At 69.6% G+C, this 25,918-nt stretch carries 20 protein-coding genes and 1 tRNA gene; 11 read left to right on the top strand and 10 right to left on the bottom strand.

What is annotated here, in order from left to right; genetic code table 11:
* Positions 1–32: 32 nt before the first annotated feature.
* Positions 33–1,244, bottom strand: a complete 1,212-nt coding sequence (locus ACWEO7_RS06560; RefSeq protein WP_452421324.1) for a benzoate/H(+) symporter BenE family transporter — start codon at positions 1,242–1,244, stop codon at positions 33–35.
* A gap of 174 nt (positions 1,245–1,418) precedes the next feature.
* Here ACWEO7_RS06560 and ACWEO7_RS06555 point away from each other — a divergent pair, with 174 nt between their 5' ends.
* The gene (locus ACWEO7_RS06555; RefSeq protein WP_452421322.1) at positions 1,419–2,237 is read left to right on the top strand and encodes a sulfurtransferase; all 819 of its coding nucleotides are present in this window, start codon (positions 1,419–1,421) and stop codon (positions 2,235–2,237) included.
* 4 nt (positions 2,238–2,241) lie between these two features.
* Here ACWEO7_RS06555 and ACWEO7_RS06550 read toward each other — a convergent pair whose 3' ends face one another.
* Positions 2,242–2,604, bottom strand: coding sequence for a hypothetical protein (locus ACWEO7_RS06550; protein ID WP_355073623.1), 363 nt, complete (start codon positions 2,602–2,604; stop codon positions 2,242–2,244).
* 149 nt (positions 2,605–2,753) lie between these two features.
* On the opposite strand from ACWEO7_RS06550, the gene ACWEO7_RS06545 reads away from it, so the two are divergent.
* The 3 genes from ACWEO7_RS06545 (at position 2,754) to ACWEO7_RS06535 (ending at position 7,417) form a co-directional block, all read left to right on the top strand.
* Positions 2,754–5,573: a DEAD/DEAH box helicase gene (locus tag ACWEO7_RS06545; RefSeq protein ID WP_452421320.1), complete on the top strand. Its 2,820-nt coding sequence runs from the start codon at positions 2,754–2,756 to the stop codon at positions 5,571–5,573.
* Positions 5,570–6,337 (top strand): SWIM zinc finger family protein, encoded by a 768-nt coding sequence (locus ACWEO7_RS06540; protein WP_452421318.1) that lies wholly within the window; start codon positions 5,570–5,572, stop codon positions 6,335–6,337. The genes ACWEO7_RS06545 and ACWEO7_RS06540 overlap by 4 nt, the downstream gene beginning before the upstream one ends.
* Positions 6,338–6,619: 282 nt before the next feature.
* Positions 6,620–7,417 carry a helical backbone metal receptor gene (locus tag ACWEO7_RS06535; RefSeq protein WP_452421316.1) on the top strand — a complete coding sequence of 266 codons (798 nt, stop codon included), beginning with the start codon at positions 6,620–6,622 and terminating at the stop codon, positions 7,415–7,417.
* A gap of 144 nt (positions 7,418–7,561) precedes the next feature.
* Here ACWEO7_RS06535 and ACWEO7_RS06530 read toward each other — a convergent pair whose 3' ends face one another.
* Both ACWEO7_RS06530 and icmF read right to left on the bottom strand, forming a co-directional pair.
* The gene (locus ACWEO7_RS06530) at positions 7,562–8,632 is read right to left on the bottom strand and encodes an amidohydrolase family protein (protein ID WP_452421315.1); all 1,071 of its coding nucleotides are present in this window, start codon (positions 8,630–8,632) and stop codon (positions 7,562–7,564) included.
* Positions 8,633–8,843: 211 nt separating this feature from the next.
* Positions 8,844–12,062: a fused isobutyryl-CoA mutase/GTPase IcmF gene (icmF, locus tag ACWEO7_RS06525; protein ID WP_452421314.1), complete on the bottom strand. Its 3,219-nt coding sequence runs from the start codon at positions 12,060–12,062 to the stop codon at positions 8,844–8,846.
* A gap of 193 nt (positions 12,063–12,255) precedes the next feature.
* Here icmF and ACWEO7_RS06520 point away from each other — a divergent pair, with 193 nt between their 5' ends.
* The 6 genes from ACWEO7_RS06520 (at position 12,256) to ACWEO7_RS06495 (ending at position 18,816) form a co-directional block, all read left to right on the top strand.
* Positions 12,256–13,233, top strand: a complete 978-nt coding sequence (locus ACWEO7_RS06520) for a DUF2157 domain-containing protein (protein WP_452421312.1) — start codon at positions 12,256–12,258, stop codon at positions 13,231–13,233.
* Positions 13,234–13,370: 137 nt separating this feature from the next.
* Positions 13,371–14,870, top strand: a complete 1,500-nt coding sequence (locus ACWEO7_RS06515) for a CoA-acylating methylmalonate-semialdehyde dehydrogenase (protein ID WP_452421310.1) — start codon at positions 13,371–13,373, stop codon at positions 14,868–14,870.
* 5 nt (positions 14,871–14,875) lie between these two features.
* On the top strand, positions 14,876–16,015 hold the full coding sequence (locus ACWEO7_RS06510; protein WP_450016361.1) for an acyl-CoA dehydrogenase family protein: 1,140 nt from the start codon (positions 14,876–14,878) through the stop codon (positions 16,013–16,015).
* A gap of 70 nt (positions 16,016–16,085) precedes the next feature.
* Positions 16,086–17,150: an enoyl-CoA hydratase/isomerase family protein gene (locus ACWEO7_RS06505; protein WP_452421308.1), complete on the top strand. Its 1,065-nt coding sequence runs from the start codon at positions 16,086–16,088 to the stop codon at positions 17,148–17,150.
* Positions 17,150–18,046: a 3-hydroxyisobutyrate dehydrogenase gene (mmsB, locus tag ACWEO7_RS06500; RefSeq protein ID WP_452421307.1), complete on the top strand. Its 897-nt coding sequence runs from the start codon at positions 17,150–17,152 to the stop codon at positions 18,044–18,046. The genes ACWEO7_RS06505 and mmsB overlap by 1 nt, the downstream gene beginning before the upstream one ends.
* Positions 18,043–18,816: an enoyl-CoA hydratase gene (locus ACWEO7_RS06495; protein WP_355073647.1), complete on the top strand. Its 774-nt coding sequence runs from the start codon at positions 18,043–18,045 to the stop codon at positions 18,814–18,816. Before mmsB ends, ACWEO7_RS06495 begins: the two co-directional genes overlap by 4 nt.
* Before the next feature lie 37 nt (positions 18,817–18,853).
* Here the strand turns inward: ACWEO7_RS06495 and ACWEO7_RS06490 are convergent, their stop codons facing one another.
* Together ACWEO7_RS06490 and ACWEO7_RS06485 are read right to left on the bottom strand one after the other, a co-directional pair.
* Entirely contained in the window at positions 18,854–19,885 is a 1,032-nt protein-coding gene (locus tag ACWEO7_RS06490) for an Hsp70 family protein (RefSeq protein ID WP_452421305.1), read from the bottom strand.
* Positions 19,886–20,010: 125 nt separating this feature from the next.
* Positions 20,011–20,562 (bottom strand): MarR family winged helix-turn-helix transcriptional regulator, encoded by a 552-nt coding sequence (locus ACWEO7_RS06485; RefSeq protein WP_355073651.1) that lies wholly within the window; start codon positions 20,560–20,562, stop codon positions 20,011–20,013.
* Between the two features lie 113 nt (positions 20,563–20,675).
* Here ACWEO7_RS06485 and ACWEO7_RS06480 point away from each other — a divergent pair.
* Positions 20,676–20,750, top strand: a tRNA-Cys gene (locus tag ACWEO7_RS06480).
* Between the two features lie 84 nt (positions 20,751–20,834).
* Here the strand turns inward: ACWEO7_RS06480 and ACWEO7_RS06475 are convergent.
* The 4 genes from ACWEO7_RS06475 to ACWEO7_RS06460 form a co-directional block, all read right to left on the bottom strand.
* On the bottom strand, positions 20,835–21,887 hold the full coding sequence (locus tag ACWEO7_RS06475) for an ABC transporter ATP-binding protein (protein ID WP_452421303.1): 1,053 nt from the start codon (positions 21,885–21,887) through the stop codon (positions 20,835–20,837).
* Positions 21,884–23,437 (bottom strand): ABC transporter permease, encoded by a 1,554-nt coding sequence (locus tag ACWEO7_RS06470; RefSeq protein WP_452421301.1) that lies wholly within the window; start codon positions 23,435–23,437, stop codon positions 21,884–21,886. The genes ACWEO7_RS06475 and ACWEO7_RS06470 overlap by 4 nt, the downstream gene beginning before the upstream one ends.
* Before the next feature lie 2 nt (positions 23,438–23,439).
* Positions 23,440–24,462 carry an iron ABC transporter substrate-binding protein gene (locus tag ACWEO7_RS06465; RefSeq protein WP_452421300.1) on the bottom strand — a complete coding sequence of 341 codons (1,023 nt, stop codon included), beginning with the start codon at positions 24,460–24,462 and terminating at the stop codon, positions 23,440–23,442.
* 108 nt (positions 24,463–24,570) lie between these two features.
* A complete protein-coding gene (locus ACWEO7_RS06460) occupies positions 24,571–25,851 on the bottom strand; it encodes a metallophosphoesterase (RefSeq protein WP_452421298.1) in 1,281 nt (426 codons plus the stop codon).
* Positions 25,852–25,918 lie beyond the last annotated feature (67 nt).

The raw sequence follows: 25,918 nt of genomic DNA, 5'->3' as shown, positions 1-25,918 counted from the left end.
GTGAGCGGTCGACGGACTCCCTCCGGTCGCGCTCATTGCGGCTGACGCAGCACTTTGCGCACCACGAGTCCCGCGAGCAAAGCCCAGAAGGCGGCGCCGATCCCCGCGAAGCCGACACCGGAGGCGGCGATCAGGAACGTCACCACGGCGGCTTCGCGGTGTTCGGAGCGCAGCGCCGCCCCGAGGGCCGCGCCCAGGGTCGCCAGCAGGGCCAGACCGGCCACTGTTTCCAGGGTTCCGGCCGGGGCGGTCGCGATCAGCGTGACCACGGCGGCCGAGCCCAGCGCGAGCAGCAGGTACATCGCGCCCGCGGTGAATGCCGCGATCCAGCGCCGCTTCGGGTCCGGATGCGCCGCCGGGGCCGCCGCGAGCGCGGCGCTGATGGCGGCGAGATTGATCGTGTGCCCGCCCGCGGGCGCTCCGACGACGGTGCCGAGACCGGTGACCGTCATCGCCGCGCGCCAGGGCACCCGGTAGCCGAACGAGGCCAGTACCGCGGTGCCAGGGATGTTCTGCGAGGCCATGGTGACGATGTAGAGCGGGATCGCGACGCCGATCAGCGCCTGCCAGCTCCAGTGCGGCAGCGTCAGTTCCAGTCGCGGAGCCATCGCGCCGACGTCGAGATGACGGTGCTGAACGACGATGCTCACGCCGGCGGCTACCGCCGCGGTGACAAAGGCCGCGATCACCGCCCAGCGCTGGGCATATCGTTGCAGCACGAGCCAGACCAGGATCACCGGCGCCACCACCGCCGGACTCGTCTGCACCGCCCGCACCGGCGCCAGGCACAGCGGCAGCAGAACTCCGCCCAGCATGGCCTGCGCTATCTCCACCGGGATCGCCGCGACCAGGGTGCCCAGCCGCTGCCAGAGTCCGGTGACGACGATCAGCAGCCCCGTCACCACGAACGCTCCGATCGCGGCGGGCCAGCCGCCCGCCACCGCGCCCGTCCCGGCCAGCAGCGCCGCGCCCGGTGTTGACCAGGCCAGCGTGATCGGCATGCGGTAGCGGTAACTCAGCGCCATCATGCCGATCGCCTGGGTGACGCACAGCGCCAGCAGACCCGACGCGGCCTGCGCGGAGCTCGCCCCGACCGCGGTCGATCCGCTCAGCACCACGGCGAACGAGCTGGTGAATCCGACCAGGGCCGTCACCACGCCCGCGCCGAGTGGCGGCGCCAGCCCCGCTCGCGCCCGTTCGGGTTCCCGCGTCGCGGTGGTCTCGGTGGTGGATACGTTCGACACCGGTCGGATATTGCCGCTGGTCACGGACGCGTGTCGCCTGCCAGTGCCCCGAAACTGGACTGACTCGAGCCGGTGTGCGGCACGGGGCGGGAGTGTTCGGCGACATCGGCACATTCGGGTGCGTAGGGTGGGGGAGTCGGTGCGCGAGGACGCGATTCGGGACGAGGAGCTGAGTTGAGCGCGGTACTGATCTCACCGGATGAGCTTCGGGAAGCGTTGCCGGACAAGCGGCTTCGCCTGCTGGATGTGCGATGGGCGCTGGGCGATCCGGACGGGCCGCAGCACTATCTCGCCGGCCACGTTCCCGGCGCGGTGTTCGTCGACCTGGAAACCGAGTTGGCCGCGCCGCCGTCACCCGCGCGCGGCAGGCATCCGCTGCCGGAGCCCGCGCAACTGGAGAAGTGCGCGCGCAGCTGGGGCCTGTGCGAGGGCGACCCCGTGGTGGTCTACGACGCCACCGGCGGCATGGCCGCCGCGCGCGCTTGGTGGCTGCTGCGCTGGGCGGGTGTCGCGGACGTGCGCATCCTCGACGGCGGGCTGCCCGCCTGGATCGACGCGGGCGGGTCCGTCGCGACCGGCGCGGAACCCGACCCCGAGCCGGGCGATGTCGAACTGTGTCCCGGTCACCTGCCGGTGATCGACGCCGACGCGGCGGCCCGCTGGAAGGGCGTGCTGCTGGACGCCAGGGCGAGCGAGCGCTTCCGCGGCGACGTGGAGCCGATCGACCCCCGCGCCGGGCACATCCCCGGCGCGCTGAGCGCTCCGACCGCCGACAATCTCGACGCGGACGGGCGCTTCCGCGCCGTCGCGGAACTGCGCGACCGCTTCGCCGATTTCGGATCCGGGCCGGTGGCCGTGTACTGCGGCTCCGGTGTGACAGCGGCGCACCAGGTCGCTGCGCTCGCCATCGCGGGCGTGGAGGCGGCCTTGTATCCCGGGTCGTGGTCGCAGTGGTCGAACGATCCGAAACGGCCGGTCGCGACCGGTAACTGACGCCTTACAGCCAGGCCCGGGCCAGGAGATCGTCGTCGACGACCTCGCTCGCCCGGGGCGGGAACCGGGTGGCCGCGATCGACTCGATATGCGATCCGTCGTGCCCGATCACCCACGAGCCGCCGCGCTCCTCGCATTCGGCGATCTTCGCGAAGGTGGTGAGCAGGAACGTGATCGCCTCGCGCGGGTCGGTGGTGCGGGCCAGCCGCTGGGATTCACCGGGGCGCGATAGGTCCAGCCACACGCCGCACTGCCCGTCGAGCCGCATGCCGACGATCTTGTCGGCATGCACGAAGGTGAATTTGCGCCGTTCCCACGTGGTCGTCGGTGTGAAGCTCTGCTCGAGAACCTGGAGCAGAATCGTCATGCTGCTTCCTCCGCTTCCTTGACACCAAGCTGCGGTTGTTCTGCGATGACCTGCGGATATTCCAGTATGTGCCGGTTGGGCGCAGAAATCCACAACGGTCGGGGCACGGTGTGCGCGGCCGTGTCGTACCCGCCTGCTTGGATGGGGTGATGCTGCACGGACTGTGGTCGCCGGGTGCCGGGTTGCTGCTCTGGCACGACTCGCCGGTCGCCGCGATGTCCGGCGAGCTTCCCGATCCGCTGGGCAGCGTACTGCGCGCGTCGAAGTTCCGGCACCGGGCCGAGGTCCTGGTCGTCGAGCACGGGATCGCCGGGACCGAGCAGGTCCGCGCGCACGCGCTGGCCCCGGTCGCGGCAGCGGAGGCCCTCCGGCAGCGGTTGCCCGCCGACCTGGTGGCGGGGGATCTGCGGTATCTGGCGCATGTCGCACGCGGCATCGAACGTTGGGTGCGCGCCGGGCGTGTCGTGCCGGACCTGCGCAGGGAGGACGGCCAGTGGTGGGTGCGCTGGCGGCTGGTCGGCGGGGAGCGGCAGCGGGCTTGGCTGGCCGAGCTGGCGGTCGCCATGCCGGAGGCGCTGCGGGTGGCCGGGCGTCCGGCAGCGCTGCTCGAGGACCTGGTCATCGAACTCACCGACCCGATCGCGCGGTCACTGGCCGATTTGCCGGACTCGCCGCATCCCCTGGTGGCCGCCCTGGTCGGCGACATTCCGCTGGACAACGGCAGCTATCAGGTCGCCGAGGTGCTGGAGGGCTGGCGGGCCAGCCTGACCGGTGACGAGCCGGAACTGGTGCTGCGTCTGCTGGAAGCGGACGGCGAACTCGGCCTTGCCGACGAGTCGGTGGCGTTGTGGCGGCTGGAGGTGTGCCTGCGGCTCACCGGTGAGGCGCCCAGAACCGTTCCGCTGCACGATGACCCGAATCTGGTCCGGATCGCGGTGGACAAGCTCGGCGCGGCCAAGCGGGCGTATCCGAGGCTGCGTGACCTGCCGAGCGATCCGCGCAGCATGGATCTGCTGTTGCCCACCGAAGTGGTGCTCGACCTGGTCGCGCACGGCGTGCACGCCCTGCATGCGGTGGGGGTCCAACTGCTGCTCCCGCGCGCCTGGAGTGTCGCCGAGCCGAGCATGCGGTTGCGGGTGGAGAGCGCGGTGCCCGCCGCGGAGAGCACGGTCGGTCTGCGCGGCCTGGTGTCCTACCGCTGGGAACTCGCGCTCGGCGGCATGGTGCTGACCACGGCCGAGATGGAACGCCTGGTGCGCGCCAAATCCGATCTCGTCCAGTTGCGCGGTCAATGGGTGCAGGCCGATCACAAGGCGCTGGCCGCCGCGGCCAAGTACGTCGCCGCGCACGCCGACGACTCGCCGATCACCTTCGCGGACATGCTCGGCGAGATCGCGGTCTCCCGGGTGCCCCAGGTGCCGATCACCGAGGTCACCGCCTCGGGATGGGCGGGGGACCTGCTCGACCGCGCTCGGCAGCCGGAGGCGGTCGCCGCGCCCGTCGGGTTGAAGGCCGAGCTGCGCCCCTACCAGGAACGCGGCCTGGCCTGGCTGGCGACCATGAGCCGGATGAGTTGCGGGGCGATCCTGGCCGACGACATGGGACTCGGCAAGACCGTCCAGGTGCTCGCCCTGCTGGTGCACGAGCGCGAGAACGCGATGTCCGAGCCGGCGCCGCCGGGCCCGACCTTGCTGGTGTGCCCGATGTCGGTGGTCGGCAACTGGCAGCGCGAGGCGGAGCGGTTCGCGCCCGACCTGCGGGTGTGGGTGCATCACGGCGCGGGCCGGCGGGTGGGCGCCGAACTCGACGAGACGGTCGCCGCCGCGGATCTCGTGATCACCACCTACGCGCTGCTGGCGCGCGACGCCGGGGAACTCGGCAGACAGCACTGGGATCGCGTCGTACTGGACGAAGCACAGCACATCAAGAACGCGGGGACGCGGCAGGCGCGGGCGGCGCGGTCGCTGCGCGCGCGACATCGATTGGCGCTCACCGGCACTCCGGTGGAGAACCGGTTGGAAGAGCTGCGTTCCATCATGGACTTCGCGATGCCGAAAGTGCTCGGCAGTCCGCAGTCCTTCCGCGCCCGCTTCGCGGTGCCGATCGAACGCGAGCGCGACCAGAACGCGATCAGTCGCCTGCGCTGGCTGACCCAGCCGTTCGTGCTGCGCCGGGTGAAGACCGACCCCACGGTGATCAGCGACCTGCCCGAGAAGCTGGAGATGACCGTGCGGGCCAACCTCACCGTCGAGCAGGCCTCGCTGTACCAGGCGGTCGTGGACGACATGCTGGCCAAGATCAAGGACGCGAAGGGCATGGCGCGCAAGGGCGCCGTGCTCGGTGCGCTCACCCGGCTCAAGCAGGTGTGCAACCATCCCGCGCATTTCCTGGGCGACGGGTCGAGTGTGCTGCACCGAGGGGCACATCGCTCCGGCAAGCTCGCCCTCGTCGAGGACGTGGTGGACGCGGTGCTGGCCGACGGTGAGAAGGCGCTGCTGTTCACCCAATTCCGGGAATTCGGCGAGCTGGTCGCGCCCTATCTGGCCGAGCGGTTCGGCGCGGCCATCCCGTTCCTGCACGGCGGCGTGCCGAAGAAGAAGCGCGACGCGATGGTCACCGGCTTCCAGGCACCGGACGGGCCGCCGCTGATGTTGTTGTCGCTCAAGGCGGGTGGCACCGGGCTCAATCTCACCGCCGCCAATCACGTGGTCCACCTGGATCGCTGGTGGAATCCCGCGGTGGAGAACCAGGCCACCGACCGTGCCTTCCGGATCGGCCAGCAGCGCAACGTGCAGGTGCGCAAGCTGGTGTGCGTGGACACGATCGAGGAGCGGATCGACGAGATGATCAACGGCAAGCGGCAGCTCGCCGATTTGGCCGTCGGCGCGGGGGAGAACTGGATCACCGAACTGAGCACCGACGAATTGCGCGACTTGTTCGCCCTGGGCGCGGCGGCGGTGGGCGAATGAGTCCGTTCATCGACTACTCCGAGTACGGGAAGAAGCTGCCGGTGCGCGGCGGAGTGGAAGCACGTAGCAGACGAGGCGGTTTCGGGCGCACCTGGTGGGGCAGGGCGCTGGTGGAATCGGTCGAGCGAATGGCGGAGCCGGGGCGGCTGGCGCGCGGTCGCAACTACGCCAGATCCGGCCAGGTGGTGAACTACCGGATCGAGCCGGGCGCGGTGACGGCGGAAGTGCAGGGCAGCCAACCGCGTCCGTTCACGGCGGTGTTCACCGTGCGCCCGGTGCGCGAGGACGAACTCGAATTGCTCATCGAGACCATCCGCTCGGCGCCGGGCATGCTCGCCGAGATCGCCTCGGGGGCGTTGCCCACCGGGCTGGGGCCGCTGCTGCTGCCGAGCACCGCGGCGGACCTGGATTTCACCTGCAGCTGCCCGGACCCGGGATGGCCGTGCAAGCACGTTGCGGCGGTCTGCTACCTGCTGGCCGAGCGGCTCGACGAACACCCGCGCGAGATCCTGACCCTGCGCGGACTCGACCTGGACACGCTGATCGCGGGCATCGAACGCGAGCCGAGACCCACCGTTTCCGACGATCCGTACGGTGAGCGCGTTTCGCTGCCGGACTTGCCCACGGTCGAATTCCGGGCTGCGCCGGAGGATTTGGATCCGCTGCTGCTCCGTAAGGCGCTGCGGATGACCTCGGCGGACGAGACGATCGCCGCGACCGGTCTGCGCGATCTCACCGCGCTCTATCGGCGGTTCGACCGCTGACGTTGGTTGGCACCCAGCATCGGGGCTGTCGGTTACCGCCGGTCTGTCGGGGCGGGATCGATACCGGCGGAGCGAAGGGACCGGAGACTTCCCGACGCCGGGTGCCGTTATTCAGTGTCGCGCCGCTCAACCCCGCGCGGAACTGCCCCAGCCACGCCCGGATGCTGCCCTTGCACCGCACTTGCCGCATATCTCCCGGCGTGGCCCGATCGTCGCGGCTGGTCTCGCTTTGTCCAGAAAAAGCCGCTGACCTGCGTGAATCTTCTGTTATACGCTGAGAGCGTGGCAGGAAAGAGCCCAGCGGCCGGGTCGCCCCGAGACGACCTCGGTACTCCGGTGGATCTCCGCACACCCCCGCGCCGGGTGGTGTCGCTCGTTCCGTCGCTGACCGAGGCGGTGGCGCGCACTTGTCCGGAAGTCCTCGTCGCCGCCACGCAATGGTGCACGCACCCGGCCGATCTCGCGGTCGAGCGCGTCCGGGGGACCAAGAACCCGGATGTCCGCCGGATCGTCGAACTCGCCCCCGACCTGGTGCTGTGCAACAAGGAGGAGAACCGCCGCCTCGACGTCGAACGCCTGCGCGCGGCTGGAATTCCGGTGTGGGTGACCGAGATAGAGACCGTCGACGAGGCCATGGGCTCCCTGGCTCGGCTCTGCGTGGAGGCGCTCGGCGTCGACTTGCCCGCTTGGCTCACCGAGGCCCGATCGGTGTGGGCCGCACCATCGCCCGAGCCGGCGCGCGCCGCCGTCATCCCGGTCTGGCGCGACCCGTGGATGGTGGTCGGACGGAACACCTTCACCGGCGACATCGCTCGCCGTTTGGGCCTGCGGCTGGTGCACGCCGATCGCCCCGACCGCTATCCGCGCGTCACACCGGCCGAATTGATCGAAGGCGTCGACCTCGCGGTGCTTCCCGACGAGCCCTATGTCTTCACCGAAACCGATGGGCCAGAAGCGTTTCCGGACATCCCGGTCGCGCTGGTCGAGGGCCGCGCCCTCACCTGGTACGGGCCGTCATTGGCGACCGCCCGCGATACCCTCACCGCGCAACTGGCTCGGGCGGCGCAACCCAATTCGTAGTCGAACCAGAGGTGGTGCGTGCCGTCGGCGTCCACGTGCGGTCCGCCAGTGCCCGTGATGCCCGCGAGGTCACCGGTGCCGCTGGCGGGCACGATCACGCGGAATTCGTTCGTGCGGTCGGCGCCGCGGGCACCGACAACCGGCTCAGTCGGCGATCCGGTACACCCGGTGCGCGGTGGTCCGGAAGACCTGCTCGAGTTCGGTCGGACCGCCGCCGTGGCCGGTGACGGCGGTCGCGATCGCCTCGATGCTGTTCGCGATGCTGGTGACCGGCTTGTCCACCGGGAAGTTCGAACCCCAGATGAGACGGTCCGCGCCGAAGACGTCCAAGGCGTGTTCGACCAGCGGACCGATCCGGTCGAGCAGCTGCGGCACCGGCGTCGGCGTGCCGCGCGGCGGGATCGGATGGCCGAGGATCGGCATCATCAGCCCGCTCACCTTCGCGACCACGTTCGGGCGCGCGGCGAGTGCGGCGAGATCGTCGCGCCACCGCACCAGCAACTGTCTGCGCAGCCCGGGATTGGTACCGGTGTGCTTGCCCACCGCCCCGAAGATCCCCGCGGGCGTGCCGAGGTGGTTCAGCACGATCGGCACTTCGGGATAGCGTTCGGCCAGTGCGGTGACGTCGGGAATGGCATGCGAGTACACCCAGGCTTCGAACGACAGGCCGCGCTCGGCCAGCCGCGCGAAGCCGTCCAGGAATTCCTTGGTCGCGAGCTTGCCGGGCGCGTCGGTGAACGACCGGACGCCGGGATCGGGATGGTGGGCGACCATGGTGCGGATACCGCGCAGTAGCGGCGAGGCGGCCGCATGCGCGTCGAGGAGCTCCCCGAACCGGGGGTCGGCCGGATCGCCGCCCGCGAGGATCGCGCCGAGCCGGGGCGCCGCTTCCAGCGGCAGCCCGGCCACCCAGGCGGTCTCCCCGGCTTTCCCGAGCGGTCCCGGTTGCGACCATTCGACTTCGATGTGCGCGACCACCTCCACCGGCGCGTTCCCGGCGTCGGCGCGGTAGTCGAACGGAAGGTAGGGCCGCAGGTAGGCGACCGGGTCACCGACGAATTCCCGGTCCCGGCGCGGCGCGAGGCGCTTCGCGGCGTCCACGGGGACCGGCAACAGCCGGAACAGCTTCGCCAGGGCGCTGAAATCCCGGGGTGTGCCGAACGGATCCCACTGGTGGATGTGTGCGTCGATGATCCGGATTCCCGAGAGGTCCATGTCTGCCGTCCCCAACCGCGCCGAAGGTTTGCTCGGCGATTGTCACATGTCCGGCGCGTGGTGAGTTCGGAATCCGCGCCCGCCGAGTCGGCACGGCGGGTTCCGCCGGATTCGCGGGCGAACCCGGTCCGCGAGCGCGAACCGGGCCACCCGGGCAGACGGCTGCTCGAAACCCGCGCGAGCGACCGGCTCAACACGGCGCGCAAAAGACTCATACGTTGCGGCGATACTGACCTCCGACGGTGAAGAACGTGTCGGTGATCTGCTGCAACGTGCACACGCGGGCTGCGTCCATCAGCACCTCGAAAATGTTGTCGTCGGTGCGGGCGACCGCTTCGAGCCGGGCGAGCGCGGCATGGGCGGCGTCCCGGTTGCGCTGCTGGAACTCGCGCACCCGGCGTAGCTGCGACTGCTTCTCCGCTTCGGTGCCGCGCGCCAGTTCCAGCTCCCGGTGCGGCTCCTCGTGGGAGTTGCGGAAGGTGTTCACTCCGATGATGGGAAGCGACCCGTCGTGCTTGCGCTGTTCGTAGCGCATCGACTCGTCCTGGATCTTGCCGCGCTGGTACCCGGTCTCCATCGCGCCGAGCACGCCGCCGCGTTCGCTGATCCGCTCGAACTCGGTCAGCACCGCCTCCTCGACCAGATCGGTGAGCTCATCGATGAGGAAGCTGCCTTGTAGCGGGTTCTCGTTCATCGCGACGCCCCACTCCCGGTTGATGATCAGCTGGATGGCCAGCGCGCGCCGCACCGATTCCTCGGTCGGGGTGGTGACCGCCTCGTCGTAGGCGTTGGTGTGCAGGCTGTTGCAGTTGTCGTAGATCGCGATCAGCGCCTGCAACGTGGTGCGGATGTCGTTGAAGTTCATCTCCTGCGCGTGCAGCGACCGGCCGGAGGTCTGAATGTGGTACTTCAGCTTCTGCGACCGCTCGTTGGCGCCGTAGCGGTCCCGCATGGCCACGGCCCAGATGCGGCGGGCCACCCGGCCGATCACCGAATACTCCGGATCCATCCCGTTGGAGAAGAAGAAGGACAGGTTCGGCGCGAAGTCATCGATGTGCATGCCGCGCGCGAGATACGCCTCCACATAGGTGAATCCGTTCGCCAGGGTGAAGGCCAGCTGGCTGATCGGGTTCGCGCCCGCCTCGGCGATGTGGTAACCGGAGATCGACACCGAGTAGAAATTGCGCACGCCGTTGCGCACGAACCATTCCTGGATGTCGGCCATCATGCGCAGGCTGAATTCGGTGGAGAAGATGCAGGTGTTCTGGCCTTGGTCCTCCTTGAGGATGTCGGCCTGCACCGTGCCGCGCACCGTGGCCAGCGTGCGGGCCCGCAGGTCGGCCGCTTCGGCGTCGGTGGGCGGCCGTCCCTGCTCCGCGGTGAAGCGTTCCAGCGCCTGATCGATCGCGGTGTTGAGGAAGTAGGCCAGGATGGTCGGCGCCGGACCGTTGATCGTCATCGAGACCGAGGTGGTCGGCGCGGTCAGGTCGAAACCGTCGTAGAGCACTTCCATGTCGTCGAGCGAGGCGATCGACACGCCGGACGTGCCGACCTTGCCGTAGATATCGGGCCGCTCGGCGGGATCGTGCCCGTAGAGGGTGACCGAATCGAACGCCGTGGACAGCCTTTTCGCGTCGGAGTGCTCGCTGAGCACCTTGAACCGGCGGTTGGTGCGGAACGGGTCGCCCTCACCCGCGAACATCCGGGCCGGGTCCTCGCTGTCGCGTTTGAACGGGAACACTCCGGCGGTGAAGGGGAAGCGCCCCGGCAGATGCTCGGCGCGCAGGAAACGAAGCAGCTCACCGTGATCGGTGAAGCGGGGCAGGGCGACGCGCGGAATCGAGTTGCCCGACAGGGTCTCCCGGCGCAGCGGAGTGTGTATCTCCCGGTCCCGCACCCGGACCACCTGTTCTTCCCCGCGGTAGGACTCGGCGAGGGCGGGCCACTCGGCCAGCAGTGCGGCGTTCGCGGGGGCGAGGTCGGCGCGGGCGCGTTCGGTCAGTTCGGCCACGGCGGTGTCGTCCGGCAGTTCGAGCGCCACTTGCTCGAGCCGTTGCAGCCGTTGCGCGGCGACGACCTGCGCGGCGGTCTCGGCGTGGTAGTCGCGCACGGTCTCGGCGATCTCGGCCAGGTAGCGCACCCGTGCGGGCGGGATGAGCTGGGCGAACCTGGTGGACGCGCGGGTGTCCACCCGGGGCAGCGCGCCGGGCTCCAGCCGCAGGCCGTGGTTCGCGAGCAGTCCGGTCAGGTGCTGGTAGAGCGCCGTCACCCCGTCGTCGTTGAACGTCGCCGCGCTGGTGCCGAAGACCGGCATGTCCTGCGGCGCGGCGTGGAACTCCTCCCGGTTGCGGATCAGTTGCCTGGCCACGTCCCGCAGCGCGTCCGCGGCGCCGCGGCGCTCGAACTTGTTGATCGCGACCACGTCCGCGTAGTCCAGCATGTCGATCTTCTCCAGCTGGGAGGCGGCGCCGAACTCGGGCGTCATCACGTACATCGACACGTCGACGTGGTCGATCACCGCGGCGTCGCCCTGGCCGATGCCGGGTGTTTCGAGGATGACCAGGTCGTATCCCGCTGCCTTGCAGGCGGCCACGATGAGATCGATGTTGTCGGGCAGTTCGTGTCCGCCGCGGGTGGCCAGCGACCGGAAGAAGACGTGTTCGCCGTCGAGGGCGTTCATGCGGATGCGGTCGCCGAGCAGCGCGCCGCCCCCGCGCCGCCGGGTCGGGTCGACCGCGAGGATCGCGACCCGCACCTTGTCCTGCTGGTCCGAGCGCAGCCTGCGCACCAATTCGTCGGTGAGCGAGGACTTTCCGGAGCCGCCCGTGCCGGTGATGCCGAGCACCGGCACGGTTCGCGCCGCCGCGGTCTCGGCCAGCTTCCGCCGGTCGGCCTCCGGCAGCGCGTCCGCTTGCAGACAGGTGATGACGCGCGCCAGGGCGGCGCGCTCGCCCGCTAGCACCGCGTCGAGCACCGGCGGCTCGGCCGCGAGGTCGACGTCGCAGGCGCGGATGAGCTGATTGATCATGCCGGGCAGGCCGAGTCGCTGTCCGTCCTCGGGGGAGAAGATGGTCACGCCGGACGCGGCCAGTCGGGCGATCTCCTCCGCCACGATCACGCCACCGCCACCGCCGAAGATCCGCACGTGCTCGGCTCCGGCTTTCCGCAGGGCGTCCGCGAGATATTCGAAGTACTCGACGTGGCCGCCCTGATAGGAGCTGACCGCGACGCCTTGGGCGTCTTCGGTGAGCACGGCGTCGACCACCTCGCTGACCGAGCGGTTGTGACCGAGATGGATCACCTCCGCCCCCTGGCTCTGCAGGATGCGGCGCATGATGTTGATCGCCGCGTCGTGCCCGTCGAACAGGGCCGCCGAGGTAACGAAGCGAACGGGATGGGTGGGCGTGTAGAGCGCGCTGCTGTCGGCCACTGGGATTCCTCCGGGGATTCCATTGTCGCCCGATACTAGGACGTCAAACTAATTCTACGGTGACTGTGATCACACCGCCAGCCGATTGCGGCGGGTCGCGCCCGCTCGGTTTTATCGGACGACGGGCCCTGTGCCGACCGGTTCGCGTGGCCGATCGTGTTGTCATGGCGGCGGACTCGGACATACTGGGCGCATGGTGAGCGACGGCAAAGCGGAAGCCGCGATCGGACGGCTGGTCGCCGACGGCGTGCTGACTCGCGACCAGGCCGACGCGGTGCTCGCGGCGCTGGCCGTCGAGCGGGCCGCGGCGACCGCGCGCGGGAAGGTGCTCGCCGAGATCGCCGCCTACGTCGGCGCAGGTCTGGTGTTCGGCGGGATCGCCCTGGTGGCGGCTTCGTCCTGGGACGCGCTGGACCGGCCGGTCCGGGTCGGCGTGCTCGCCGTCGTGGCGGCCGGCTTGCTGCTCGGCGGAGTAGTGCTCGCAGGGGTGCCGTCCGGCCGCAGGAGCGCGCTGAGCGCCCGCGACAGGTTGGCGGCCGTGCTGTTCGCGCTGGGCTCCGTCGCGCTGGCCGGATCCGTCGGCACCGCGCTCGACGCGGCCGATGCCGCTTGGGTTTTCGCATGCGTGGCGGGGGCGGTGATCGCGGTACTCGGTTATCTCGCGCTGCCCTCCGTCCTCGGCATGCTCGTCTGCGCCTGCTTCGTGCCCGCGGCCGTCGCGGGGATGCTGACCGAAGTGTTCGGTCTCGACGACACGTGGGCCTGCGTGGCGGTGTTGCTGCTCGGTGCGGGGTGGTTCGCGCTGACCAGGATCGGCGTCCTGGTCGATATCAGGGTCGGATACCTGATCGCGATCGTCACCTCCGTCGCGGCCGCGCAGAGTCTCGATATCGACGGTCGTACCTGGGCCTACGCGATCACCGCGGTGATCGCGGTGGTCTGCTTCGCGTTGTATGCGACCCAGCGCTCGGCCGTGCTCGTCATCGGGGGTGGTGTGGCCATCGCGGTGGCGGCGGGGGAGGCGGTCTCGGAATGGACCGGTGACTCGCTCGGCGCCGCGGCGGTGGTCGTGGCGATCGGCGCGATCACGCTCGCGGTGGGCGCGTTCCGGTTGGCGCGGCCACGGCGGGAAAAGGAAGCCGACCCGGCGGTTCCGGTATCGCAGGCGTAGGCCATCCGCGCGGTCGTCCGTGGACACGTGGGATGAATCACATCGCGCCCGACGCCCTGCCAATACTTGGACGTCCAACTATAGGATGACCGCATACCGCTCCGCGGTGTCCCGATCGCTACGAGAACAGGACTGGCATGGTTCGCGAACTCACCCATTTCATCGGCGGACAGCATGTGCCGGGCACGTCCGGCAATTTCGGCGACGTCTTCGATCCCAACCTCGGCCAGGTGCAGGCGCGGGTGCCGCTGGCGAGCAAGTCCGAGGTCGAGGCGGCCATCGCGAACGCCAAGGCGGCGCAGCCGCAATGGGCCGCGTTCAACCCGCAGAAGCGGGCGCGTGTGCTGATGAAGTTCCTGACCCTGGTGCAGGACGAGATGGATTCGCTGGCCGCCCTGCTGTCGTCCGAGCACGGCAAGACCATCGCCGACGCGAAGGGCGACATCCAGCGCGGCCTGGAGGTCATCGAGTTCGCCACCGGCGTCCCGCACCTGCTCAAAGGCGAATACACCGAGGGCGCGGGCACCGGCATCGACGTGTACTCGATGCGTCAGCCGCTCGGCGTCGTCGCGGGCATCACGCCGTTCAACTTCCCGGCCATGATCCCGCTGTGGAAGGCCGGTCCCGCGCTGGCCACCGGCAACGCGTTCGTGCTCAAGCCCTCCGAGCGCGACCCCTCGGTGCCGCTGCGACTGGCGGAGCTGTTCCTCGAGGCCGGTCTGCCCGCCGGTGTGTTCAACGTGGTCAACGGTGACAAGGAAGCCGTCGACACGCTGCTGCACGATCCGCGCATCAAGGCGGTCGGCTTCGTCGGCTCCACCCCCATCGCGCAGTACATCTACGAGACCGCGACCGCGAACGGCAAGCGCGCCCAATGCTTCGGTGGCGCGAAGAACCACGCGATCGTGATGCCGGACGCCGACCTCGACGACGTGGCCGATCAGCTGATCGGCGCTGGCTACGGTTCCGCGGGCGAGCGCTGCATGGCCATCTCGGTGGCCGTCCCGGTCGGCGAGGAGACCGCCGACCGCCTGGTGGCCAAGCTGACCGAGCGGGTGCACAAGCTCAACGTCGGCCGCTCCGACGATCCCGGCGCCGACTACGGCCCGCTGGTCGGTCAGGACGGCGTGAACCGGGTGAACAACTACGTCCAGGTCGGCATCGATGAGGGCGCCGAACTGGTGGTGGACGGCCGCGGCCTGGTCGTGGAGGGCGCCGAGAACGGCTACTTCGTCGGCGCGACGCTGTTCGACAAGGTGACTCCGGAGATGCGGATCTACCGCGAGGAGATCTTCGGCCCGGTGCTCAGCGTAGTCCGCGCCAAGGACTACGAGGAGGGGCTGCGGCTGGCCAACGAGCACGAGTACGGCAACGGCGTCGCGATCTTCACCAGGGACGGCGACACCGCCCGTGACTTCGCCGCGCGCGTGCAGGTCGGCATGGTCGGCATCAACGTGCCGATCCCGGTGCCGATCGCCTACTACACCTTCGGCGGGTGGAAGCGTTCGGGCTTCGGCGACCTGAACCAGCACGGGCCGGACTCGATCCGCTTCTACACCAAGACCAAGACGGTGACGCAGCGCTGGCCCGCTGGGCTCAAGGAGAGCAACGCGTTCGTCATCCCGACGATGGACTGACGCGGATGTTCGCACTCGACGACGACGAGAAGGCGATCCGCGACACCGCGCGCGGCTTCGCCGACGAATTCCTCGCCCCGAACGCGCTGGAATGGGACGAGCAGAAGCACTTTCCGGTGGATGTGCTGCGCAAGGCGGGGCCACTGGGCTTGGGCGGCATCTACGTGCGCGAGGACGTGGGCGGTTCGGGCCTGCGCAGGCTCGACGCCGTGCGCATCTTCGAGCAGCTGGCCACCGGCTGCCCGGCCATCGCCGCCTACATCTCCATCCACAACATGGCGACGTGGATGATCGACCGCTACGGCGACGACGAACAGCGCCACCGCTGGCTGCCCGGGCTGACCGCGATGGAACTGCTGGCCAGCTACGCGCTCACCGAGCCGGGGGTCGGCTCCGACGCGGCGGCGTTGAGCACCAGGGCCGTGCGCGACGGTGACGACTATGTCTTCAACGGCGCCAAGCAGTTCATCTCCGGCGCGGGCGCCACGGATGTCTACGTGGTCATGGCGCGGACGAGTGACGCGGGGGCGCGTGGCATCTCGGCGTTCATCGTGCCCGCCGACACTCCCGGTATCTCTTTCGGAGCCAACGAGAAGAAGATGGGCTGGAACGCGCAGCCGACCCGTCAGGTGATCTTCTCCGATGCCAGGGTCCCCGCGGCCAACCGCCTCGGCGCGGAGGGCGACGGCTTCCGCATCGCGATGAACGGGCTCAACGGCGGCAGGCTCAACATCGCCGCGTGCTCGGTCGGCGGCGCGCAGGCGGCGCTGGACAAGACGGTGCCGTATCTCGCCGAGCGGCACGCGTTCGGCAAGCCGCTGCTGCGGAATCCGGCGCTGCAATTCGAACTCGCCGATATGCGCATCGAATTGGAGGCCGCCCGCACGCTGCTGTGGCGGGCCGCCGCGGCACTGGACGCCGACGCGCCGGACAAGGTGGAGCTGTGCGCCATGGCGAAGCGCTTCGCCACCGACGCGGGCTTCGAGGTGGCCAACAAGGCACTGCAACTGCACGGCGGCTACGGCTACCTGACCGAATACGGCGTGGAGAAGATCGTCCGGGATCTGCGGGTGCATCAGATCCTCGAGGGCACCAACGAAATCATGCGGGTGGTCGTCGCCCGCTCATTGGTAGGAGCGGCATGAACGGCCAGGCCCGGAAGAGGCAGCGCGGCGTGACCACGCAAAGACCCGCGCATGCCGGAAAGGACAGAGCATGAGCGAACCGGAAGTATTGCTCGAACAGCGCGACGGGCTCGGCCTGATCACGCTGAACCGGCCCAAGGCCATCAACGCGCTGAACCACTCGATGGCTCTCGCCATCACCGACGCGCTGCGCGAGTGGGCCGAGGACGACGCGGTGCGCACCGTCGTGGTCACCGGCGCGGGCGAGCGCGGCCTGTGCGCGGGCGGCGATATCGTCGCCATCCACGCCGACGCGAAAAGCGGTGCGAATACGGCAGATTCGGCCACCGGACGGTTCTGGCGCGACGAGTACGTCCTCAACGCCTTGATCGGCCGCTACCCGAAGCCGTACGTGGTGATCATGGACGGCATCGTGATGGGCGGCGGTGTCGGGCTCTCGGGCCACGGCAGCCACCGCGTCGTGACCGAGCGCTCCAAGATCGGCATGCCCGAGGTGGGCATCGGGTTCGTCCCGGACGTCGGCGGCACCTACCTGCTCGCGCGGACGCCGGGTGAGATCGGCACGCACGTCGCGCTGACCACCGCCCGCATGAGCGCGGGCGATGCCATCGCCGCGGGGTTCGCGGACTACTTCGTCGCCTCCGAGCATCTGCCCGCCCTGCTGGAGACGCTGCGCACGGAGAGCGCCGATATCGCGATCGCCAAATTCGCCACGGACGCACCGGAATCCGCGCTGGCCGCCGGGCAGGACTGGATCGACGCCTGCTACGGAGCCGATTCCGTGGAGGAGATCGTCGCGCGGCTGCAAGCGCACGACGCTCCGGACGCGCGTGCGGCGGCCACCGAGATGCTGGCGAAATCCCCGGTAGCGCTGAAGGTGACGGTGCGCTCGCTGCGGGCGGCGCGCACCGCGCCGAGTCTGGAGGCGGTGCTGAACGAGGAGTACCGGGTATCCATCGCGTCGCTGTCGTCGCACGATCTGGTCGAGGGCATTCGCGCCCAGGTGATCGACAAGGATCGTGATCCGCGATGGTCGCCCGCGACCCTCGATGCGGTCACGGACGCGCAGGTGGACGCGTACTTCGCCGAGTTGGGCGATCGAGAGCTGGGTCTGCGGACCCCGGAGGTGGCGTGATGAGCAAGCGAATCGGTTTCCTCGGCCTCGGCCACATGGGCGCGCCGATGGCGGCCAACCTGGTGCGGGCGGGCTACGAGGTGCTCGCCTTCGACCCGGTGCCCGCGGCGCGGGAGCAGGCCGGGCGCGACGGCGCGATCGTGGTGGATTCGGCCACCGAGGCCGCCGCGGCCGAGACCGTGATCACCATGCTGCCCAACGGCAAACTCGTTCTGGACGTCTATGCCGAGCTGCTCCCGGCCGCAGCGCCGGGCACGCTGTTCATCGACTGCTCCACCATCGACGTGGCCGATGCCAAGGTCGCGGCCGAACGCGCCACCGCCGCCGGGCACCGCGCGCTGGACGCACCGGTCTCCGGTGGTGTCGGCGGGGCGGCGGCGGGCACGCTGACCTTCATGGTCGGCGGCGCCGCCGCGGACTTCGCCGCCGCGCTGCCGGTGCTCGAGGTGATGGGCGGCAAGGTCGTGCACTGCGGCGGCTCCGGCGTGGGCCAGGCGGCGAAGATCTGCAACAACATGCTGCTCGGCGTGTCCATGATCGCGCTGTCGGAGTCGCTGGTGCTTGGCGAGAAGCTGGGCCTGAGCCATCAGTCCTTCTTCGACGTGGTCTCCACGGCTTCCGGCCAGAGCTGGGCGCTGACCAGCTACTGCCCGGTCCCCGGCCCGGTGCCGACCAGTCCGGCGAACAACGACTACCGGCCCGGCTTCGCGACGGCGCTGATGTCGAAGGACCTGGGCCTGGCCGCGAACGCGTTGCGCGACAACAACGTCGACGGGCAGCTCGGATTGCTCGCCGCCACGATCTACGACCGCTTCAACCAGACGGATGCCGGACGGGACTTCTCGGCTATCGTCACCGATATCCGTGACCGTTCCGACCAAGAGGGTGCCGAGTGAGCTTCGAGACGATTCTGCTGGAACGCAAGGGCCGGGTCGGCTGGATCACGCTGAACCGACCGAAGGCGCTGAACGCGCTGAACGCGCAGGTCCTCGACGACGTCATCGCCGCGCTCGACGAGCTCGAGCACGACGACGAGATCGGGGCCATCGTGATCACCGGTTCGGAGCGCGCCTTCGCGGCGGGCGCCGACATCAAGGAGATGCAGCCCAAGTCGTACATGGACATGTTCCTGAACGACTACTTCGCCCGCTGGGACCGGCTGGCGCAGTTCCGCAAGCCCACCATCGCGGCGGTGGCGGGCTACGCGCTGGGCGGCGGTTGTGAGCTGGCCATGATCTGCGACATCCTGCTCGCGGCCGACACCGCCAAGTTCGGGCAGCCGGAGATCAAGCTCGGCGTCATCCCCGGCATCGGCGGGTCACAGCGCCTGACCCGCGCGATCGGCAAGGCCAAGGCCATGGATCTGGTGCTCACCGGCCGCAACATGGACGCGGAGGAGGCCGAGCGGGCGGGATTGGTCTCGCGTATCGTGCCCGCCGCGGAACTGCTCGACACCGCCCTCGAGGTCGCCGAGACCATCGCGGGGATGTCGCTGCCGGTCACCATGATCGCCAAGGAAGCGGTGAACCGCTCGTTCGAGACCACGCTCGCCGAGGGACTGCGCTTCGAACGGCGAGTCTTCCACTCGCTGTTCGCGATCGAGGATCAGAAGGAAGGCATGAGCGCCTTCGTCGAGAAGCGTCCGGCGAAGTTCACCAACCGCTGACACCGGTTCCGCCCGGCCGTATCGCTCGGCCGGGCGGTCATCCGGTGGGGGGCGCGACGATCTTCGCGGGCACCTTGTTCCCTTCCGGCGGGGGCGCGTCCTCGTTCGTGGCGAGCAGTCCGGCGATGGTGGCGCCCAGCGCGATGGTGACCGCCGCCGCCGCGATGAGTTTGCGCCGGTCGACGGTGGCCGGGACCAGCGTGGCTCCGGCGCGTAGCCGCGCCATCCGGACGTCGCCGCCTCGTCGTTCCGCGGCGAGCAGCACGGCGCCGCGCGCGGAGACGAAGTCGGGTTCGGGGTCGTAGACGATCGGCAGGTCGATGTGTTCGGCCAGCTCGGCGCGAATGCTGGGACTGCGGGTGCAGCCGCCGAGCAGCACCATGGCCTCCGGTCGCACGCCGGTCTCGTCGATGATCTGCCGCACGAACGACACCGAGTGGTGGATGCCCGCCGCGCACAGTTCGGCCAGGTCGCTGCGGGTGAGAACGGCCCGGTCGCCGGTGCCGTCGTCGATCGCGGTGACCACCCTTGCCTCGCTCAGTTCCTCGCGATGACGCCGGATGGTCGGCGTGTCGGTGAGCACGCCGTCGCGGGCCAGGCGCCAGCGCAACAGCGCGTCGTAGCCGTCGCCGCCGAGCACCGTGCTGCGTTTGCTGGACAGAATCGTGTCGGTGCGGCAATCGGCGTGGGTGATGGTCAGTCCCGAGCTGCCCAGGTCGTAGAGGATCACCGTGCCGCTGTCCGGCAGTTGCCCGGTGAAGCGCAGGTAGCGCAGTTGGGCGAGCGGTTCGTCGACGATGGTCACGTCACGGCCGCCGACGCCTGCGCGGATGGCGTCGGCGTGCAGCGGACAGCGGCACGTCACGGCTGTGCCCGAGATCAGCTCGTCGCGCCGGTCGGCGGCGCCGTTCATCCGGCGGATCGCCTCGAGCGCCGATTCCTCGACGCCGCCGCCCGCCCGCCGCGGCACTTCGCAGCTATCGATCGGGGGTAGGTGTGGCTGATCGGAGTGTGTCAGCATCGCGTGAGCGCCGCCAGCGCCCGCCGATACACCCAAGACCAGCACCATGATCTCCATGGTGGACCTTTTCCGTTCCGCTGCCAAGACGGCATGCCCGGTAATTCGCCGGTTGGATGCCGGAATGTCATCCCTCGGTCGGTCGGCAGCGGTATGCGACCGACCGGTACGTCGAATCAGTCTGTGGCCGTGGCCGACCAGCGCGCCGTTCCCTCCGCGGTCTCGAAGTCGCCCGCGGCATGTCGGAATTCGGCGAGCAGTTGCAGGAGAGTGTGCAGTCGTTCCGGGGGGAGTCCGGGGAGCGCGAAGACTTTCGCGTTGAGTTCCTCGGTCGCCTTCGCCACCAATTCGCGTCCGGCGTCGGTGATTTCGATCAAGGTAGCGCGCCGGTCGCTGGGATGCGGTACCCGCTCGACGAGCTTCGCCGCCTCCAGCCGGTCGACGGTGTTGGTGACGCTGGTGGGGTGCACCTGCAAGCGAGCGCTGGCCTTCGCCATCGGCAGCGCGCCGGTTTTGCTGAAACTGAGCAGCCGGAGCAACTCGTAGCGAGAGAAGGTCAATCCCGTGGGTTTCAGCGCCTCGTCCACCCGTGCCATCACGATTTGCTGAGCCCGAACCAGCGACGTCACCGCGGCCATGCCGTCGGCGACATCCCCCCAGCCGTGGCCGACCCACTGGCGGTGGGCTTCCTCGATCGGATCGTTCGGAAGCGGGCGTGGCCGAGACATGTTCCGATCATTCCATGCCACCACAGGAGGGCGGGGGCATCCGGCCAGGCTTCGGATCACCGTGAGCGCAATGGTGGGCCGGGCCGTCGCCCACAGGCACTATCTAGGGCGAGGCGGGCGTGGCTGAGTGGTTTAGGCAACGGTCTGCAAAGCCGTTTACGCGGGTTCAATTCCCGCCGCTCGCTCCAAACGTCCTCGGTGCTCGGTCACGCCAGTGCCGAGCGCCGAGGCGCATCAGGAAGCGGCGCGTGGTCGTGACGCGAGCTGCCGCTTCAGGCGGCTTGGGTCGGCTCCGAATACGCCACCGCCGATCCGATCACTTCCAGGCGAACCCGCTGCCCGGTGACGGGGGCCGCGACGCTGGCCCGGCGTACGAGAATGGGAGTGCCGGAACCGTCCAGTTCGATCGTCAGGATGACGTCGGCGCCGCGGAAGTCGACGGCCCGCACTCGGCCTGCCTCCGCCTCGCTCTCCGAAGCGACATGGGCGACAAGCTGTTCCGGTCGCAGCATGATCGTCGACGGCCCGCACGCGGCATCGCGCTGCACCGGGATCCGGCCCAGCGCGCACTTGGCCACGTCGGCCTCGACCACCGCGTCCAACAGCACGCAATCGCCGAGGAACCGGGCGGTGAACAGGTCCTTCGGCGTCGCGTACACCTCCTCCGGCGTTCCGACCTGGGTGAAGCGGCCTTCTCGCATCACCGCGACCTGCTCGGCGAAACTGAGCGCTTCCTCCTGATCGTGCGTCACCAGAATGCTGGTCATGCCCGCCTCGCGCAGCGTGTCGGCCACCGCCTGCCTGGTCGTCGCGCGCAGGCCCGCGTCCAGCGCGCTGAACGGCTCGTCCAACAGCATCACCGACGGCTTGCGCGCCAGCGCGCGGGCCAGGGCTACGCGCTGCTGCTGACCGCCCGAGAGCTGATGCGGTCGCCGGTCGGCATAGGACGCGTCCAGTGACACCATCTCCAGGAGTTCGCGCACCCGCCCGCGGCTGTTGCGGCGCAGGCCGGGCAGCCCGTAGGCGATGTTCTGGCCGACGGTCAGATGCGGGAACAGCGCACCGTCCTGGGCGACGTAACCGATGTTGCGGCGCTGCGGCGGTACCGTTACCCGTTCACCGACAACGGTTTCCGTTCCGATCGACACCGAACCCGCATCCGGCGACTCGAATCCGGCGATCACGCGCAGCAGAGTGGTCTTGCCGCATCCGGACGACCCGACCACCGCGGTCGCGGTGTGATCCGGCACGTCGAGGGTGATCCCGCCGAGCACCCGGGTGTGGCCGAAGGTCTTCGAGACATCGGCGACGACAACGCGACTCATATCCCGGCCGCCTTCCGCGAGTTGGTGAACAGCAGGTACGTCACCGGCACGGCGGCGACGATCATGATCAGGGCGTACGGCGCGGCGCCCGCGTAGTCCAATTCGCCCGACAGGCTCCAGAACCGCATCGCCAGGGTGCGGGTTCCGTTGGGCGCCAGCAGCAGCGTCGCGGTCAGCTCGGTCGCCACGGCGACGAACACCAGCGCGGCGGCGGCAGCCGCGGCCGGCGCCGCGAGACGCAGCGTGACCAGGAAGAATGTCGCGGGCCCCGATTTGCCCAGTGACCGGGACGCCTCCTCCAAGCCGACGGGCACCTGAGCGAGCCCGGCCCGCACGCTGACCAGGGCGCGGGGCAGGAACAGCAGGAGATAGGCGGCGATCACCATGCCCGCCGTCTGGTAGAGCGCGGGCGCCCACCGGATGGTCACGGTCACCATGGCGAGCGCGATCACGATGCCGGGCAGCGAACTGGTGATGTAGTTGGCGCCCTCGACCAGTCGCGCGAACGCGGAAGTGGAACGCACCGCGATCCACGCGACCGGGAACGCGCACAGCGTGGTGAGCAGTGCGGCGACCGACGCGAGTCCGATCGTCTGCCCGAGCGCGTTGCCGATATCGGTGAGATCCCACACCGCCGCGCCGCCGATGCGCAACCAGCGCCCGATGGTCCACAGCGGCACGCCCAGCGCACCCGCCGTCACCGCGACGAGCGCGGCCAGCACCGGCAACGTGCCGACGCCCAACCGGGTCCTGGTCGCGGCGCGCGGCGCCCCGCTACCGATCCGCGCGTAGCGCGCCCGCCCGCGCAGCCCCGCTTCGGCCCCGAGTAGCGCCAGGCAGCACAGCACCAGCACACCGGCGAGCATGCTGCCGGCCGGACCGGCGAAGCTGGACTGGTACTGCTCGAAGATGGCCGTGGTGAACGTGTCGAACCGGACCATCACGAAGGCGCCGTACTCGGCGAGCAGATGCAGCCCGATGAGTAGCCCGCCACCGAGGATCGCCAAGCGCAGCTGCGGCAGCACGATCCGCGCGAACACCGCGACCGGGCCCGAGCCCAGCGCCCGCGCCGACTCCTCCACCGCGGGATCCAGGCGGCGCAGTGTGGCCGCCGCGGGCAGATAGACCAGCGGGAAGTAGGACATCGTGGAGATCACCACGCCCGCCCACAGACCGTGCATGGCCGGAAAGACGCTCACCCAGGCATAGCTGTTGACGAACGCCGGAACCGCGAGCGGCGCCGCGAAAACCGGGCCCCACCAAGTTTTCCCCGGCACGTCGGTGCGTTCGACCACCCAGGCGAGCCCGATACCGAGCGCCACGCAGATCGGCACGGTGCACACCACCAGCGCGGCCGTGTTCTCCAGCAGCTCACCGACTCTGGGCCGGAACACCAGCTCCTTCGCCTGCTCGAGGCCGGTGGAGAAGACCGTCGAAACGATGTATCCGAGCGGCACGAACGTTGCCGCCACCAGTAGCAGCGCGACGCCCGTGACCAGCGGCCCCGGCCTGCTGACCCGGGGCGCGGCGACAACGGTCCGGACTGCCACGGCTACAGCAGACCCGCTTCGGTCATCAGCTGCGTGACCTTCTTCGAGTCCAGCTTGGACGGATCGACCGCGGGGGCCTGCAGATCGGCCAGCGGCGGCAGCGCCGGATTCGCGGCCACTCCGGCGGCGACCGGGTACTCCAGCGACGTGCCGTCGCGCAGCACCTCTTGTCCGGTCTTGCCGACGATGAACGCCAGGAACTTCTGCGCCGCCTCCTGCTTCTTGCTCGCCTTCAGCACGCCGCCGCCGGAGACGCTGACGAAGGCTCCCGGGTCCTGGTTCTTGAAGTAGTGCAAGGCGGTGTCGGCGCTGCTCTCCTTCGTGTTCGCCTGGTCGCGGTACCAGTAGTAGTGGTAGATGACGCCGCCGTCCGGGCTGCCGGAATTGACCGCCTTCATGGTGGCGACGTTGTTCGGGAACGGTGTCGCGTTCTCCTTCATGCCCTTCAACCAGGCGCGGGTGACGTCCTCACCCTTCAGCGCGAGCAGGGCCGCCACGATGGCCTGGAAGTCGGCGCCGGAGACGCCCGCGCCCCAGCGGCCCTTCCACTGCGGTTGCGCCAGATCCAACAGCGAGGCGGGCAGCTGACCGGGCTGGAGCTTGTTCTTGTTGTAGACGAACACCGTCGACCGCGCGGCGACGCCGGTCCACTTGCCGGTGGACGGGCGGAACTGCGCGGGCACCTGCTCCAGGGTCTTGGCGTCCACGTCGGCGAACAGGCCCGCGTTCTCCACCAGCGCCATGGCGGGGGAGTTCTCGGTGAGGAAGACGTCGGCGGGCGAGGCAGCGCCCTCGGCGACCAGCTGGTTGCCCAGCGCCGTGTCGCCGCCCTGGCGCAATGTCACCTTGATGCCGGTTTCCTTGGTGAACTGGTCGGCCCACTCTTTGGTGAGCGATTCGTGCTGCGCGTTGTAGACGGTGATCTCGTTCGCGTTGTCGGAGGAATTCGAGCAAGCCGTGCCGCCGATGGCCGTCATGGTGAGGACCAATCCAGCGGCAATCGTCTTCCATCTGACCGGCTTCATCCTCGTCCTTCCGACCGCGTTACCCGTGCATATGTTGAGCCTTACCTAAGGAAGATACCGCGTCCGACATGCGGGAACCCTGGCAGATCTGGGGATTTCTCGCGGACGCTACGTCAGCCCCGAAAAGCCCCGCAGTGCAATGTGATTGCGGTCCGCGCAGGTGCCGAGCGTGTAATCCGGCTGCAGTCCGAAGTACTCGCCGCGGGTGAGCGCGCTCCAGCGCCGGGCGTCCTCGGTGCGGGTCTTGTAGAAATTAACCATGTACCCGCCCTCGTAGAGGCGCAGCAGGCTGTAGCCGCCCGGGTACTCCTTGACCGCGGCGACCTCCAGGAACTCCACCGCGCACGGCGCGTCCGGCCTGGTGCGGCGATTGCGGTGGGTGTGGCCGCTGTGTTGCAGGAAGACGCCGGGGCTGCGGGCGTAGAGCGCCTGCAACTCGGCGCTGTCGCGTCCGTCGAGCACGAAGCCGGGCCCGGCGAGGTTGGTCAGTGCGGACTCCGTCGTGACCGGGTGATGGCCGAACACCAGCGTCGGCCGGTCCGGATCGGCGCGCAGGCGTTCGGCGAGGTGATCGAACTGCGGGCGTTCGATGGAGCCGCCCGCGCCGTCGAGTTGGCTGGTGTCCAATCCCAGCACCCGCAGACCGCCGACCTCGTGTTCGACCATTTCCTGTCGTGCGGAGAAGACATCGGCCCAGCAGTCGCGGTGGTCGGCGGGCGCGGGCGCGCAACCGGCGTATTCGCCGCCCACGTGCGGCCGGTCGTGGTTGCCGCGCACGGCCAGGTAGTCGTGACCGAGCGTGCCCCAGGCATCGAGGCGGGTGCGGACCGTGCGGGTGTCCTGCTCGGAGGCTTCGGCGGTCAGGTCGCCCGCGAGCAGCAAAAGTTCGGCTGCGCGATCGGGACGACGCAAGTCGTCCAGCATCGCGGTGAGCATCACTTCGGGGTAGGGCGCGAGGCCGGGGCCCTGCCGGAAGCCGGGGGGCAGGTCGCCCGCGATCAGCCCGCTGACTTGCTCGCCGTAGTGCAGGTCGTTGGCCAGTGCCAGCGTGCGCAGCCTGCGACCGGGCGGCGGGACCAGGGTGGTGAACTCGCCGCGCGCTTCCGGCGCGGCCGGGTCGGCGGTGGTGAGCGAAAGCGCCGGTGTGGCGCGCAGGCCCGCGGACCAGGCTTCGAAGCGGTAGGCGCGGCCCGGCTCCAGGCCCGCTATCTCGGCGTAGTGGAAAGGGGTCGGGTGGTCGTCGGCGAAGACCTGGGCCGGTGCGCGCGGCGAGTCGGCGGGACCGATCCGCACCTGCGTGTCGGTCTCGACGGGCAGCAGCCGACCGCCGGGGTCGGGCGCGAGCGTGGTCCAGGTGAGGATCACCGAGGTGTCGGTGATCGTCACCACTTCCAGATCCGTCGCGATGGTCGTATTTGGTTGAGCGCGAACCGGTTTCGGTCGACCGGCGAGGGGG

The organism is Nocardia sp. NPDC004260 (assembly GCF_053603155.1).
The sequence above is the reverse complement of the archived record's forward strand: the minus strand, read 5'-3'. Positions and strand labels throughout refer to the sequence as shown.

What these genes read in the sequence shown, in the direction of transcription:
- ACWEO7_RS06550 (WP_355073623.1), bottom strand. Translation starts at nt 2,604, where the DNA reads ATGACGATTCTGCTCCAGGTTCTCGAGCAGAGCTTCACACCGACGACC.
- ACWEO7_RS06475 (WP_452421303.1), bottom strand. Translation starts at nt 21,887, where the DNA reads ATGAGTCGCGTTGTCGTCGCCGATGTCTCGAAGACCTTCGGCCACACC.
- ACWEO7_RS06510 (WP_450016361.1), top strand. Translation starts at nt 14,876, where the DNA reads ATGTTCGCACTCGACGACGACGAGAAGGCGATCCGCGACACCGCGCGC.
- ACWEO7_RS06540 (WP_452421318.1), top strand. Translation starts at nt 5,570, where the DNA reads ATGAGTCCGTTCATCGACTACTCCGAGTACGGGAAGAAGCTGCCGGTG.
- ACWEO7_RS06490 (WP_452421305.1), bottom strand. Translation starts at nt 19,885, where the DNA reads ATGGTGCTGGTCTTGGGTGTATCGGCGGGCGCTGGCGGCGCTCACGCG.
- ACWEO7_RS06505 (WP_452421308.1), top strand. Translation starts at nt 16,086, where the DNA reads ATGAGCGAACCGGAAGTATTGCTCGAACAGCGCGACGGGCTCGGCCTG.
- ACWEO7_RS06530 (WP_452421315.1), bottom strand. Translation starts at nt 8,632, where the DNA reads ATGGACCTCTCGGGAATCCGGATCATCGACGCACACATCCACCAGTGG.
- mmsB (WP_452421307.1), top strand. Translation starts at nt 17,150, where the DNA reads ATGAGCAAGCGAATCGGTTTCCTCGGCCTCGGCCACATGGGCGCGCCG.
- ACWEO7_RS06520 (WP_452421312.1), top strand. Translation starts at nt 12,256, where the DNA reads ATGGTGAGCGACGGCAAAGCGGAAGCCGCGATCGGACGGCTGGTCGCC.
- ACWEO7_RS06515 (WP_452421310.1), top strand. Translation starts at nt 13,371, where the DNA reads ATGGTTCGCGAACTCACCCATTTCATCGGCGGACAGCATGTGCCGGGC.
- ACWEO7_RS06465 (WP_452421300.1), bottom strand. Translation starts at nt 24,462, where the DNA reads ATGAAGCCGGTCAGATGGAAGACGATTGCCGCTGGATTGGTCCTCACC.
- ACWEO7_RS06545 (WP_452421320.1), top strand. Translation starts at nt 2,754, where the DNA reads ATGCTGCACGGACTGTGGTCGCCGGGTGCCGGGTTGCTGCTCTGGCAC.
- ACWEO7_RS06485 (WP_355073651.1), bottom strand. Translation starts at nt 20,562, where the DNA reads ATGTCTCGGCCACGCCCGCTTCCGAACGATCCGATCGAGGAAGCCCAC.